Below are 12,396 nucleotides of genomic sequence, written 5' to 3'. Positions count from 1 at the left end.
GTTATGCTCTTTCCCCGCGAATTGATACCGGCGGCAGCGTGTAGCGCTCGCCGCGTTCTACCCAGTCCATAAAGTCGGCGCGTGCGCCTGGGAAGTTAATCAGCTGCCAGCCGACCAGGCCCTGATTACCGCCGTGGATCGGGTCGCTGAAGAAGCCTTCGCGGGTGTTTTGTAACAGGAAGGAGAAGAAGGTTTTGGCCGGGACCTGGGGCAGTTCAACGCTGCCCGCTTCCAGCGCCTGTAACAACGCATCCTGCTGCTCGCCGCTCAACTGCGCGAACACGTTGCCGTGCTGCTGTTTCGCCAGCGCATCGGCGTCGGCCAGGCCAAGACGGTAGATCTCACGCGGCGTCAGCGGCAGCTGATAGCCCAGCGTTTTATCGGCATCCGGATGGAACGGTCCCTGCATATACCAGTTGCTGCCCGTGGCGTACGGGGTGTTCATCTGGCGGTCAATGTACTCGGGAACACCCGCTTCCAGCGCTCCGGGGCCACGCTCATCTGCCGGGATCAGTCGTGCGGCCGCCGCCTGAAGGAAAGCGTACTCTTCCGGGGTAAACCAGGTGGGCTGATAGTCGCGTGCTTTATGTGGCCCGGTGGCGGCGGCTTCTTTCGCCACCGCAGGAGCGACGGCGGCCAGTGACCCCAGCCCTGCGGTGCCAATCGCCATCGCCGGGGCGAGGGTAATGGTTTTCAGCAGAAAATCCCTGCGTGTACTGCCTGTTTTTTGCTCTGACATGACATTGCCTTCTCAAACGCTCGCATCGGCGATCGTAAAAATGGGGGTCGGATGATTTCTTAGTCACATGTAGTGTAGGGGTATTCTACTGTCCCGGCGGTTTAGGCTGTTATTGTTACCGGTAACAACACTACCTACTTTAACAGTAATACGCACAAGGTGTGAGGGGATAGAAACAAAAAGGCACAATTTCATTAACAAATTACGTAGCAGGCAGAGGGCGAGGCATGCCTCGCCCCTACGGAGAATGACGTTGTGGACAGGGTTATGCCGGGCGTGGCGTGCCTCGCCCCTACGGAGAATGGCGTTGTAAACGGGGTTATGCCGGGCGTGGCGTGCCTCGCCCCTACGGAGAATGACGTTGTGAACAGGGTTATGCCGGGCGTGGCGTGCCTCGCCCCTACGGAGAATGACGTTGTGGACAGGGTTATGCCGGGCGAGGCATGCCTCGCCCCTACAGGGGAAGTCGTTGTGGACAGGGTTATGCCGGGCGGGAATGACGTTGTGAACAGGATGATGTAGGGGTCGGGCATGCCCGACCCGGGGAGGTTAAAACTCTTGCAGGCGGCTTTCCGACGGCTGTGGTCGGCCAAAGTAGTACCCCTGGAACAGGGTACAACCTTCTGCTTTCAGGCGTTCAAACTGCTCGTTGCTTTCCACACCTTCCGCCGTGATCTGAATATCCAAACTGCGGCTCATGCCGGTGATAGCACGGATAATCGCCAGTGCTTCACGACTGTCATGCATATCGTTAATAAACGACTTGTCGATTTTGATTTTGTCGAACGGGAACGATCGCAGATAGCTGAGCGATGAATAGCCGGTACCAAAGTCATCCAGCGCGATACGCACGCCTAAGGCCTTCAGCTTCTGCAAGATATGGATATTCACCAGGGTGTTATCCAGCAGTACGGATTCGGTGATCTCCACTTCCAGCCGATGCGGTGCCAGACCGGAGTCCTTCAGCGCGGCTTCCACTACCGAGACCAGCGCGCTGTTTTTAAACTGCAATGGTGACAGGTTTACCGCCACGCTTTGCTCACCCGGCCAGGTGGCGGCCTCACGGCAGGCCTCATACAGGGCATAGGCTCCCAGGCTGTGGATCAGCCCGGTCTCTTCGGCAATCGGGATAAAGTCCATCGGCATAATCATGCCTCTTTCCGGATGATGCCAGCGCATCAGCGCTTCATAGCCGATGATCTCGCGGTGCAGGTTGTTCGTGATCGGCTGGTAATAGAGCCTGAGCTGGCGGCAGGTGATGGCCTCACGCAGGTCGCTTTCAATCACACGGCGCTTCTGCGCCATATCACTCATGGCCACGGTGAAGTGCTCAAAGCGGTTACGGCCGTTACGCTTGGCTTCGTACAGCGCCATATCCGCACAGCGCAGCAGTTCATCCGGCGTGGTCATGCCGCTGTCGGCAATCGCAATCCCTACACTCAGCCCGACGGAGAGATTGTGCCCATCCACGCTGAACGGCGGACGAATGGTATCAATCAGACGGCTGGCGACCACTTCGGCTTCCTGCTGATGCGTCAGCCCTGGCAACACAATCGAGAACTCGTCGCCACCGCTGCGTGCCAGCGTGTCCTGCTCGCGCAATACTGCGCGCAGCCGCACCGCCACCGAACGCAGCAGATCATCACCCACCTGATGACCCAGCGCATCGTTAACGTTTTTAAAATTATCCAGATCAAGCCCCAGCGTTGCCGTCTTGCGCCGCGCATCACGGTCTTCACGCAGCGCCTCGGTCAGGCGCTGGCTGAACAGAACGCGGTTGGGCAGGCTGGTGAGGTTATCGTGATGCGCCATATGGTGAATACGGGCATCCGCAGCGCGCTGATCGGTTACATCATCCGCGATCAGCAGCACATAGTTATGGTGCTCATCGTTACCACGAATGATCGATGCGCTGCCGTTGATAATACGGTCACCGCCCGGCGTGGTCAGCAGCCGCTCGTTGCGCTGCATCCCCTCTTTACGCTGTGCGGTATCAGAGAGTTGCATAAAGTACTCCCCCATCTCTGCCGTCATACAGTCCGGCGCACGTTTGCCGATAAAGTCCCGCTGCGTGCCGCCCAGCAGTTTTTCTGCCTTGCTGTTGATCAACAGGATCTCGCGAGAAACTACATCTTCAACGATGACGCAGGAGGGGATGTTAGCAATGATGGTATCGAGAAATTTTGACAGTGAGGCCATTTTTTCACTGTTCTGCTCGGCCAGATCTTTCGAGCGCAGGATCTGCTGTTCGTACTCACGAACTTCGGTGCAGTCGCGGGTGATCTTGGCAAAGCCTATCAGCTGATCGTCATCATTACGGATCGCGTCGATCACCACATGGGCCCAGAAGGCGCTGCCATCTTTGCGATAACGCCAACCATAATCTTCGAAACGCCCGCTGGTGGCGGCTATTTTCAAATTGGTATCTGGCAGTTGCAGCAGGCGATCCTGAGCGCTGTAGAAGCAGGAGAAGTGCTTACCGACGATTTCTTCCGAGGTGTAGCCTTTGGCACGGCGTGCACCGGTATTCCAGTTCATCACCATGCCACGCGGGTCCAGCATATAGATGGCGTAATCTTTCACCCCTTCCACCAACACGCGGAATGTCTGCTCACGTTCGGTTTGTTCGCGCTGCATACGGCGCTGCTCGGTACAGTCGCGGGTAATTTTGGCGTAGCCAAGCAGCTTACCGTCATCGTCATGTACTGCATCAATAACCACGTGTGCCCAGAACGCGCTACCGTCTTTACGGTAACGCCAGCCCTGCTCTTCAAAACGCCCGGTGCGATAGGCCGTTTTCAGATTCTGTTCCGGCAATTTATTCAACCGATCCTGCGAACTGTAGAAACAGGAGAAGTGCTTACCGATGATCTCTTCAGCGGTATAGCCTTTAGAACGGCGGGCCCCGGCATTCCAGTTCACCACCAGGCCTTCCGCATCCAGCATGTAAATGGCGTAGTCGGTGACGCCTTCCACCAGCAGGCGGAAACGTTGTTCATGTGCACGCTGCTCGCTCAGCAGCCGTTGCTGTTCAGTGCAATCGCGGGTGATTTTGGCGAAACCGATTAACTCGCCACTCTCGCTGCGGATGGCATCAATGACCACATGAGCCCAGAAGGCGCTGCCATCTTTGCGATAGCGCCAGCCCTCCGTCTCATAGCGGCCACTCTCACGCGCGGTCCGCAACCCAAATTCCGGCAGGCCTTTTTGGCGATCTTCATAGCTGTAAAAGCAGCTAAAGTGCTTCCCGACGATCTCGGCAGGCAGGTAACCTTTGGCACGCTGTGCCCCCGGATTCCAGTTGGCGACGGTACCATCAGGCGTGAGCATATAGATCGCATAATCGACCACGCTTTGTACCAGCAGTCGGTACATAACATCTGAGTTTTCATTCATTATTATTTTCGCCTGGGCGCTGATGGTCATTTTCCCCTCTGAGGAAAACACTGTCAGCGCTGCAATACGCCGTTCGCTGGCGTAAAATATACCGCCCCCGCCCCCCGTAGGCAGCAGGATTCTTGTCTTTCAGTGTGCTCAATCCACACGGGTATAAACCGAAAACATCAGCCAATTCAAGCTAATTCAATCTATTGATAGCAGTTCATTGATCGTTATCGGCTTTGATTAAAAAACATTCAGCATTAATTTTCAGGCGACCACGCTATATAACGTGAATTTAAAGGTAAATTTGTTGTTTCTCTTCCACAAAATAAAGATTACGGGGCAATTAACGGCATAAATAACCAAAGGAAATAAAGTATTTTCGTCACGGACATTAATAGATACAACCGTAACGAGATTACTCACAGGCAATCGCGGTATAACCACCAGACATTGACAGCGGAGTGCCTATGTTTAAATCCTTTTTCCCCAGGCCAGGGCTGTTTTTCAGCAGCGTAGTGATCTGGAGCCTGCTGGCCGTTTTGTTCTGGTTTGGCTATGCCGACAGCAAGTTCGCTCACCTGATGATCCATTTGACATGGATTCCCCCCGGCACGTTGCCCAACAACGCACTGCGTTTCATCTCCCCCGGCGAACTGGGTTTCTACAGCTATTACCTGCTGGTCACGCTGCTGTTTGCCGGAGGCTGGTTTGTTTTCAGCCCCCACCCCTGGCAGCGCTGGTCCATCCTCGGCAGTGCGCTGATTATCTTTGTCACCTGGTTTTCCGTGCAGGTGGGCGTAGCGATCAACAGCTGGTATGAGCCGTTCTATGACCTGATACAAAAGGCCATGGCACACCCGAACACTATTCAGATCTCGGCGTTTTATACCCAGATAAACGGCTTTCTCAGTATCGCGTTTATTGCCGTGGTGATTGATGTGCTGAATTTGTTTTTTATCAGCCACTTCGTGTTCCGCTGGCGCACCGCGATGAACAGTTACTACATGGAATACTGGCCGCGCCTGCGCCATATAGAAGGGGCCGCCCAGCGCGTGCAGGAAGATACCATGCGTTTCGCGTCCACGCTGGAGGATATGGGCGTCAGGTTGATTGATGCGGTGATGACGTTGATCGCCTTTTTACCGGTGCTGGTGGCGCTGTCAGTGCATGTGAAAACCGTGCCGATCCTGGGCCAGATTCCCTATGCGCTGGTGATAGCTGCGGTAGTCTGGTCACTGTTCGGTACCGGGCTACTGGCGGTAGTGGGGATTAAGCTGCCGGGGCTGTCGTTTCGTAATCAGCGGGTGGAAGCCGCTTACCGTAAAGAGCTGGTGTACGGTGAGGATGACGCGCAGCGCGCCAGCCCTCCGCTGGTACGCGATCTGTTCAGCCACGTACGTAAAAACTATTTTCGACTCTACTTTCACTATCTCTACTTCAATATCGCCCGCATTTTTTATCTGCAACTGGATGCGGTATTCAGCATCTTTGTGCTGTTTCCCTCGATCATCACTGGGGCGATCACCCTTGGCCTGCTGACACAGATCACCAATGTGTTCGATCAAGTGCGCAACGCGTTCCAGTATCTGATCAATGCCTGGACTACTTTGGTGGAGCTGATGTCGATCTACAAGCGTCTGCGCAGCTTCGAGCGCGCACTGGATTAAGGAGGGCGGGCTGACCGAAGAAGAAGGTCAGCCCGCGAAGATTAGCCTGCCAGCGCGGCAAACACTTTTTCTACCGCACAGGCTCCCGGATCTTTCACCCCGTCCAGGCTCTCCTGGTTGAGGTAAGAGGAGCGTCCGGCACGTGCGCTGCGCATGGTGCTGGTGCTGTCGGCCCCCTTTTTAGCCGCCGTGGCCGCTGCAGTCAGACCGTCGCCGTTAAGCAGTGCAGCAAAGGCAGGCTGTAAGGCATCAATCATCGTGCGATCCCCGACCTGCGCCCCGCCGTAGTGCTGCATACGCTCCAGACCGGCGGTGAATGCCTGTGCCAGCGATGCGCCCTGGGCGAGCTGCTGTCCGGCTGCGGTAAACATGATCGACATCAGCACCCCACTGGAGCCGCCCATCACCGTGGCCAGCTTCTCACCCACCACCGTCAGCAGCGCCTCTGGCTGATTCAGCGGTAATTCCCCGGCTTCGCTCGCCTTCAGAACGCTACGCGCGCCGGCTGCAAAAGTTGACCCGGTATCCCCGTCACCCACCTTCGCATCCAGCTGATTCAGCTCACTTTCCAGCCCGATCAGTGTCTGACAAATCGTCGTGACGATGGACGCTGTCGCCGGGTTGTCTGAAGGGGTAAACGACTGTAGCGAGTCGGCCAGTTTGGCCGGGATCTCCGCCAGCGTTGCAGGCGCGATAGCCGGGCTCCAGCCGCTGACTTCCACCGGTGCCAGCAGCGCGGTTTCCAGCGAGGGATCAAGCTGCATCACTGAGAGTGAAAAGCCTTTCATATCCAGCGCACTGACCAGCGTGGCGGGGCCAACCAGCAGCTTAACCTGCTTGCCCAGCGCCGAATGAAGCGTCTCACGCACCAACACCGCCATTTCCAGCGCCGAGAAGCCGCCCAGATTGTTCACCAGCAGGGCGAGCGGTCGATCAGTCTTTTTCGCCGTCAGCTGTTGCACCAGTTCAGCGACGATCTCGCGGCTGTTCTGTGTTTTTAACGTTGAGGCCCCCGGTTCGCCGTGGATCCCCATCCCCAGTTCGCTGCACCCTTCCGGTACGCGGTGATCGTCACGCGCCTCGCCCGGCACATGGCAGGTGGTGAAAGCCAGCCCGATGGAGGCAGTAGCGTCACAGGCCTGCTGCGCCAGCGCGGCCACCTCCGTCAGCGACTGGCCCTGTTCGGCGGCATAGCCCGCCACTTTATGCACCAGCGCGGTCCCGGCGATACCGCGCGGCTGCGGGTTATCCGGCAGCGCAATGTCGTCGCGCACCATCACCATTTCCACCTGGTAGCCCATGCCACGGGCCTTTTCTGCCGCCAGCCCGAAGTTAAGACGATCGCCAGTGTAGTTTTTGACGATCAGCAGACAGCCCGCCTCCCCGGTCACATTGATAATGGCGTGCAGAACGGCATCGACGCTGGGGGAAGCGAAGATATCGCCGCACACCGCTGCCGTCAGCATCCCTTTACCCACAAAGCCAATATGAGCAGGTTCATGACCCGAACCGCCACCGGAGATCAGCGCAACGCGTGACTTGTCCCAGTCATTGCGCACGACCACACGCATCTGGGAGCCCAGCGCCAGGCGGCCAAGATTATGATGGGGAGTACTGAGCAGTACCCCTTCAATCGCGTCGTTCACCACCTGCTGTTTCTGATTCATGAAAAACTGACTCATTGCGCACTCCTTGTTAAATGAAGAATATTAATTACCCTTTCAACTAATAAACAATACCCTACGTTAAGAGAGATAGCCCGGGGATATTTACCTGTTCCCGCCAAAGATTAAAACCAGGTTCACATACAACGTTTCACCATATAAAGATGCCATTAAAAATAAGCACACAATTAATTTATAACACTCACTTTTAATTCCCTGTTAATATTTTAATACATATTTAACACAAAGGTGATATGACAATGAAACTTCAGTATCAATCACACTTTGCTATTAAATGTAATGCATTCCACAGACATTGCGTATATAACTGTCCTCGGCTAACCACAACATAACAATACGCCGTTTAGCCAATGATATAAAAATCCAATGAGGTGCCGCGCGGCAGGCCATCAAACACAATTACAGGCAAATCACTGCCCGCATCACATCTCAGCAGTCACGCCAACACCAGGGCGTCAAAAGGAGCAGGCTTAATCCCCTGCTCCTTTTTTTTTCATCGTTGATTGTCACTTTTTCATCCGCTGTTGTCAGTTTTGCGCCAGCCAGCCAGCGCATTTTCACCGCAGAATAGTCACTCACCCAACAAGGAGCCTGACTATGCTGCACCAACCTGCCGACAAATATCACGCCTTTCCTCCCGTCACCCTGACCGATCGCCAGTGGCCTGCCCGCACGCTGACCGCCGCCCCGCGCTGGCTCTCTACCGACCTGCGTGATGGCAATCAGTCACTGGCCGAGCCAATGGATGGCGCACGTAAAAAAGCGTTCTGGCAGTTGCTGATACAGTGTGGTTTCAAAGAGATCGAAGTGGCGTTTCCTTCAGCGTCACAGACCGACTTCAATTTCGTTCGTGAACTGATCGAAGAGCGGATGATCCCGGATGATGTGACGATCCAGGTTCTGACCCAGGCAAGAGCCGATCTGATCGATCGCACGTTTGTCTCTCTGGAAGGGGCAAAGCAGGCCTGCGTGCATTTGTACAATGCCACCGCACCGGTGTTTCGCCGCCTGGTGTTTCGCCAGAGCCGTGAGCAGATTATCGAACTGGCCGTGAACGCCACACGTCTGATCCGACAACGCTGTGAGGAGCAGACGCAGACGCACTGGACCTTTGAATACTCACCGGAAACCTTCTGCTTCACCGAGGCCGATTTTGCACTGGAAATCTGTGAAGCGGTGGCCGCCGTCTGGCAGCCCTGTGCACAGCGGCCGATGATCATCAACTTGCCTGCCACGGTGGAGGTCAGCACACCTAACGTGTATGCCGACCAGATCGAATACTTCTGCCGTCACTTTTCTCAGCGCCCGCAGGTGTGTATCAGCGTGCATCCGCATAACGATCGCGGCACCGGGATTGCCGCCGCAGAGCTGGCACTGCTGGCCGGGGCCGATCGGGTTGAAGGCTGCCTGTTTGGTAACGGCGAACGCACGGGGAATGTGGATCTGGTGACGATGGCACTGAACTTCTATACCCAGGGCATTCATCCGCAGCTCGACTTCAGCCAGATGAAACAGGTGGTCGATGTGGTGGAGCAGTGCAACCAACTGCCGGTGCATCCGCGCCATCCCTACGCCGGGGAACTGGTGTTTACGGCCTTTTCAGGCTCCCATCAGGATGCGATTAAAAAGGGCTTTGCAGCCCGTCAGCAGCAGGAGCGCTGGGAAGTGCCTTACCTGCCACTCGACCCGGCGGATATTGGCTGTAGTTACGAAGCGGTGATCCGCGTCAACAGTCAGTCCGGGAAAAGTGGGGCGGCATGGATGATCGAGCAGAATCATGGACTGGCTCTGCCACGCGCCCTGCAACAGGACTTCAGTCAGCAGGTGCAGCAGGTTGCCGATCGGGAAAGCCGTGAAATGACTCAGGCCGCCATCTGGCAGCTGTTTCGCCGGGTATACGGTCTGGAAGCGACACATTTACAGCTGGGTGAGTACCGCAGCGAAAGCGACAGCCAGGGGCAGTTGCGTTTCGACGCGGGCATTCAGCAGGGCGACAAACATTACAGCATCAGCGGGCGGGGGAACGGCCTGCTGTCTGCGGCAGCCGATGCGTTGCGCCAGGCGCTGGATGTCTCCTTTACCATTCAGGATTATCATGAACATACGCTCGGCCAGCGCAGTGACAGCCGCTCCGTCACCTATCTGCGCTGCATCTTCCCTGGCAACCGCAGCGCCTGGGGCGTGGGCATTGACAGCGATGTATCGCGAGCCTCGTTGCAGGCGCTGCTGAATGCCGTGGCGCAGGATCAACTGGGCGGGAAGTAGTCGCTGGGAGCAACGCCGAGGATACGGCGGAACATGGCGCTGAAAGCGCTCTGGCTCTCATAACCCAGCTCCAGTGATACCGTCAGCACCGAGTCGCCCCGAGCCAGGCGCGTCAGGGCTTCCATCAGGCGGGCGCGCCGCACCCAGTCGCTGAATTGCAACCCCGTCTCCTGATGAAAATGCCGCGCCAGCGTACGGCTGCTGACATTAATGCGTTGGGCGCTGTTTTCCAGCGTCCAGCGCTCGCCCGGTGCCGCCCTCAGCGCCTGGCAAAGCCCGACCAGGGCTGCACTCTGCGGTTCCGGCAGGTTGAAAGGCAGCACGCTCATCACCCGAATTTCATCAAGGATCAGTTCATAAATACGTTCAGCGCGGCTGGCGGGAGCATAATGTTCAGGCAGGTCGAGAGCGCTAACAATCAACTCGCGCAGCAGGGGCGACACCTGCACCACCTGGCAACTGGCAGGCAGATCGGCGCGCGCCAGGGGGTCGATAAACAACGTGCGTGCCGCAACGTCTCCGGTCATCTGCAACGCATGTTTCACCCCGGCAGGCAGCCAGACACCGCGCCCCGGCGGTACAACCCAGTGCCCGAGCGGCGTCTCAATCCGTACCACGCCCGTCAGCGTATGTACCAGCTGCGCGCAGTTGTGATGATGCAATGGCTCAACATCGCCATGTTGATAGTCGTGTGCATAGGGGATCAGCGGGCGGTGGGCAAAGGAGAAATCGACGGTAGCTGACATGGGAGTCTCGCAGGTTAACGGAGAGTCAGCATAACAAATGTTAAGCGGGTCGGGCATGCCCGACCCCTACAGATTTTCCCTGATGGGTTAACGGAACACGCTGATAGCTTCGACCAGACGCGTAGCCTGCCGCGTCATACGCCCGGAAGCCTGTGCGCCCTCTTCCACTTTTGCCGCATTCTGATGAGTAATGTTATCCAGATCTTCCACCGCCAGGCTGATCTCGCCGATGGCCGTGGACTGTTCGGCGGTTGCCGCGCTGATCTGCGCGATCAACGACGTTACGTTCTGCACCTGAGACACAATACTTTCCATCGTTTTCCCCGCTTCATTGACATGCAACGTGCCGGATTTCACTTTGTCAGCGCTGCTCTCCACCAGCATTTTGATCTCACTCGCGGCCTTGGCGCTGCGCTGGGCCAGGCTGCGCACTTCCCCGGCGACCACGGCAAAACCTTTACCCTGCTCACCGGCGCGAGCGGCTTCCACCGCAGCATTCAGCGCCAGAATATTGGTCTGGAAGGCAATGCCGTCAATCACGCTGGTGATGTTGGCAATTTTCTTCGAACTGTCGGTGATCTCCGCCATCATCTTGACCATATCATTCATCGCTTCACCGCCCTGTACAGCGGCGCTGCTGGTGCTGATCGACAGGCTTTTCACTTCGGCTGCAGTTTCGGTATTGCTCTTCACCGTGGCCGTCATTTCATTCATGGTGGCCGCGGTTTGCTGGACGTTGGCGGCGGCCTGTTCGGTGCGGCGGCTCAGTTCGCTGTTACCCTGCGCAATCGAGTCACTGGCGCTCAGCACATTAATTGCCTGGCCGCTGACATCATCCACTAACCAGCGGAACATCAGCCCAAGCTGACCTATGGCTCGCAGTGTGGTGCCGACCTCATCAACCCGGTCTATCTGCTCCACTTTATGATCGGCCCCGGTGGCCACGCGCAGCGCCTGCTGGCAAACGCGTTCAATCGGTCGTGAAATCTGCTGCTCCAGCCAGGCTGACGCCAGCAGCAACAGCACCGCCATGCCCGCAGCAAAAATACCCAGCGCAGCATGACTCAGCCCGAGTGCCCAGACGCCCAGCGTCGCCAGCGGCAGCAGCGCCAGCAACGCGCTGCGAATACGCCAGCGCAGCGGCAGGGTTTTAAAGACGGATCGCCAGGCCATCAGACCGGTACGAACAATCAGCCCTTTATGGAAGCACTTTCCTTTCGCCCGTCCGGTACGGAAATCCTGGTACAAACGCTCGGTGTCACGGATCTCCTGCTGGCTCGGCTTGGTGCGCACCGACATATAGCCCTGTACGTTGCCGTTACGTACCACCGGAATGGCATTGGCACGTACCCAATAATGGTCACCATCTTTGCGGCGGTTTTTCACCAGTGCGGTCCAGGGTTCCCCCTTTTTCAGCGTCGCCCACATATCGGCAAAGGCTTCCGGCGGCATATCCGGATGACGCACCATATTATGGGGCTGGCCGTTAATCTCTTCCGGCGTAAAACCACTCACCTCCATAAAGGCATCGTTGGCATAAGTGATATGGCTGTTGGTATCGGTGGTCGACATGAGTGTGGCATCATCGCCAAACGCATATTCTTGCTGTGTAACGGGCAAATTATTGCGCATGAGTTAAATCCTTGAATGGATCAACGGGAGTTGGACCAGGAAAAATTAGTAACGTTTTTTTATATTTTCGGCGCGAAATAGGGGATCTTTAGCAGGGTTTTTATAAATTTCGTGATCCGGGCGACAAAGCTTGTAACATCGACGCACGGACGCTGACCCACAAAAAATCACGGCCTGGAAACAACAAAAAACCATGATTTTAGTAAGTCATTATTCTTCAGGGAAAATTTATGATATTGCCAATGCATCTTTACCAGGCGGATAGGTGATGCAGGGGA

Annotated in this window: 7 protein-coding genes; 2 read left to right on the top strand and 5 right to left on the bottom strand. The window is 56.3% G+C overall.

Annotation, left to right across the window (positions count from 1 at the left end; all coding sequences use genetic code 11):
* Window position 1: 1 nt before the first annotated feature.
* Complete coding sequence (locus tag FVB43_RS16070) at window positions 2-739, bottom strand: gluconate 2-dehydrogenase subunit 3 family protein (protein WP_133842625.1); 738 nt, start codon at window positions 737-739, stop codon at window positions 2-4.
* Window positions 740-1,288: 549 nt separating this feature from the next.
* Window positions 1,289-4,135 (bottom strand): sensor domain-containing protein, encoded by a 2,847-nt coding sequence (locus FVB43_RS16065; protein WP_167864301.1) that lies wholly within the window; start codon window positions 4,133-4,135, stop codon window positions 1,289-1,291.
* A gap of 455 nt (window positions 4,136-4,590) precedes the next feature.
* On the opposite strand from FVB43_RS16065, the gene sbmA reads away from it, so the two are divergent.
* On the top strand, window positions 4,591-5,790 hold the full coding sequence (gene sbmA, locus FVB43_RS16060) for a peptide antibiotic transporter SbmA (RefSeq protein ID WP_159336761.1): 1,200 nt from the start codon (window positions 4,591-4,593) through the stop codon (window positions 5,788-5,790).
* A gap of 41 nt (window positions 5,791-5,831) precedes the next feature.
* Here the strand turns inward: sbmA and FVB43_RS16055 are convergent, their stop codons facing one another.
* Window positions 5,832-7,472, bottom strand: coding sequence for a dihydroxyacetone kinase subunit DhaK (locus tag FVB43_RS16055; protein WP_133842628.1), 1,641 nt, complete (start codon window positions 7,470-7,472; stop codon window positions 5,832-5,834).
* A gap of 600 nt (window positions 7,473-8,072) precedes the next feature.
* Between FVB43_RS16055 and leuA the strand changes: the two genes are divergently transcribed.
* Entirely contained in the window at window positions 8,073-9,740 is a 1,668-nt protein-coding gene (gene leuA, locus FVB43_RS16050; protein ID WP_167864300.1) for a 2-isopropylmalate synthase, read from the top strand.
* Here leuA and FVB43_RS16045 read toward each other — a convergent pair.
* Complete coding sequence (locus FVB43_RS16045) at window positions 9,722-10,486, bottom strand: AraC family transcriptional regulator (protein ID WP_133842630.1); 765 nt, start codon at window positions 10,484-10,486, stop codon at window positions 9,722-9,724. The genes leuA and FVB43_RS16045 overlap by 19 nt on opposite strands.
* Window positions 10,487-10,573: 87 nt before the next feature.
* On the bottom strand, window positions 10,574-12,118 hold the full coding sequence (locus tag FVB43_RS16040; protein ID WP_133842631.1) for a methyl-accepting chemotaxis protein: 1,545 nt from the start codon (window positions 12,116-12,118) through the stop codon (window positions 10,574-10,576).
* Window positions 12,119-12,396 lie beyond the last annotated feature (278 nt).

Source organism: Erwinia rhapontici (assembly GCF_012271765.1).
Classification (GTDB): Bacteria; Pseudomonadota; Gammaproteobacteria; order Enterobacterales; family Enterobacteriaceae; genus Erwinia; species Erwinia rhapontici.
Note: the sequence above shows the minus strand (reverse complement) of the source record. Positions and strands in the feature narration are given on the sequence as shown.

Excerpts from the sequence above, each read along its gene's own strand:
- FVB43_RS16045 (WP_133842630.1), bottom strand. The coding sequence starts at position 10,486 with ATGTCAGCTACCGTCGATTTCTCCTTTGCCCACCGCCCGCTGATCCCC.
- FVB43_RS16040 (WP_133842631.1), bottom strand. The coding sequence starts at position 12,118 with ATGCGCAATAATTTGCCCGTTACACAGCAAGAATATGCGTTTGGCGAT.
- sbmA (WP_159336761.1), top strand. The coding sequence starts at position 4,591 with ATGTTTAAATCCTTTTTCCCCAGGCCAGGGCTGTTTTTCAGCAGCGTA.
- leuA (WP_167864300.1), top strand. The coding sequence starts at position 8,073 with ATGCTGCACCAACCTGCCGACAAATATCACGCCTTTCCTCCCGTCACC.
- FVB43_RS16070 (WP_133842625.1), bottom strand. The coding sequence starts at position 739 with ATGTCAGAGCAAAAAACAGGCAGTACACGCAGGGATTTTCTGCTGAAA.
- FVB43_RS16055 (WP_133842628.1), bottom strand. The coding sequence starts at position 7,472 with ATGAGTCAGTTTTTCATGAATCAGAAACAGCAGGTGGTGAACGACGCG.
- FVB43_RS16065 (WP_167864301.1), bottom strand. The coding sequence starts at position 4,135 with ATGAATGAAAACTCAGATGTTATGTACCGACTGCTGGTACAAAGCGTG.